Here is a 1,648-nt window from a genome sequence, read left to right as displayed (position 1 = left end):
TTGAGTGTTGTCCGGCGGTGTCCTACTCTCCCACACTCTCTCGGGTGCAGTACCATCGGCGCTGTGGGTCTTAGCTTCCGGGTTCGGAATGGGACCGGGCGTTTCCCCCACGCTATGACCGCCGTAACCTGTTTACCCGTCCCCCGGACCGTGTTGGTTGGGGGTGGGAAGTATGTGGTTACAACTGTATGTAGTTATGTGTTGTGTTTCCGTGGTTCCCGGGGTTGTTGGTTGGGAACCGCATAGTGGACGCGTAGCATTTTGGTGTTTGTGTGTGTCAAGTTATCGGCGTATTAGTACCGGTCAGCTTCACGAGTCGTTAGTCCTCGCTTCCACATCCGGCCTATCAACCCAGTGGTCTGGCTGGGGGCCTCTCACACCAAATGGTGTATGGAAATCTCATCTTGAAGCAGGCTTCCCGCTTAGATGCTTTCAGCGGTTATCCCATCCGAACGTAGCTAATCAGCGGTGCACTTGGCAGTACAACTGACACACCAGAGGTTCGTCCGTCCCGGTCCTCTCGTACTAAGGACAGCCCTTCTCAAATTTCCTACGCGCGCAGCGGATAGGGACCGAACTGTCTCACGACGTTCTAAACCCAGCTCGCGTACCGCTTTAATGGGCGAACAGCCCAACCCTTGGGACCTACTCCAGCCCCAGGATGCGACGAGCCGACATCGAGGTGCCAAACCATGCCGTCGATATGGACTCTTGGGCAAGATCAGCCTGTTATCCCCGAGGTACCTTTTATCCGTTGAGCGACGGCCATTCCACAATGTGCCGCCGGATCACTAGTCCCGACTTTCGTCCCTGCTTGAGATGTCTCTCTCACAGTCAAGCTCCCTTGTGCACTTACACTCGCCACCTGATTGCCAACCAGGCTGAGGGAACCTTTGGGCGCCTCCGTTACTTTTTAGGAGGCAACCGCCCCAGTTAAACTACCCATCAGGCACTGTCCCTGACCCGGATTACGGGCCGAAGTTAGATATCCAGAGTGACCAGAGTGGTATTTCAACGATGACTCCACCTGAACTGGCGTCCAAGCTTCACAGTCTCCCACCTATCCTACACAAGCCACACCGAACACCAATACCAAACTATAGTGAAGGTCTCGGGGTCTTTCCGTCCTGCTGCGCGTAACGAGCATCTTTACTCGTAGTGCAATTTCGCCGAGTTTATGGTTGAGACAGCGGGGAAGTCGTTACTCCATTCGTGCAGGTCGGAACTTACCCGACAAGGAATTTCGCTACCTTAGGATGGTTATAGTTACCACCGCCGTTTACTGGGGCTTAAATTCCCAGCTTCGCCCACAAGGGGCTAACCGGTCCTCTTAACCTTCCAGCACCGGGCAGGAGTCAGTCCGTATACATCGTCTTGCGACTTCGCACGGACCTGTGTTTTTAGTAAACAGTCGCTTCCCCCTGGTCTCTGCGGCCCCGATCCGCCTCCCCACAGCAAGTGTGGTTCACGGTTGGGGCCCCCCTTCTCCCGAAGTTACGGGGGCATTTTGCCGAGTTCCTTAACCATAATTCTCTCGATCGCCTTAGTATTCTCTACCTGATCACCTGTGTCGGTTTGGGGTACGGGCAGTTGGAACCTCACGCCGATGCTTTTCTAGGCAGCATAGGATCATCGGATCCCCACCAAA

2 rRNA genes are annotated in these 1,648 nt (G+C 54.8%); both read right to left on the bottom strand.

The features are described from left to right. Nucleotides 1-9 precede the first annotated feature (9 nt). Nucleotides 10-126, bottom strand: a 5S ribosomal RNA gene (rrf, locus tag Q0877_RS17020). Nucleotides 127-273: 147 nt separating this feature from the next. Further along, a 23S ribosomal RNA gene (locus tag Q0877_RS17015) occupies nt 274-1,648 on the bottom strand; the annotation flags it as partial.

This window comes from uncultured Arthrobacter sp. (genome assembly GCF_947495145.1).
Classification (GTDB): domain Bacteria; phylum Actinomycetota; class Actinomycetes; order Actinomycetales; family Micrococcaceae; genus Arthrobacter_D.
The sequence above is the reverse complement of the archived record's forward strand: the minus strand, read 5'-3'. Positions and strand labels throughout refer to the sequence as shown.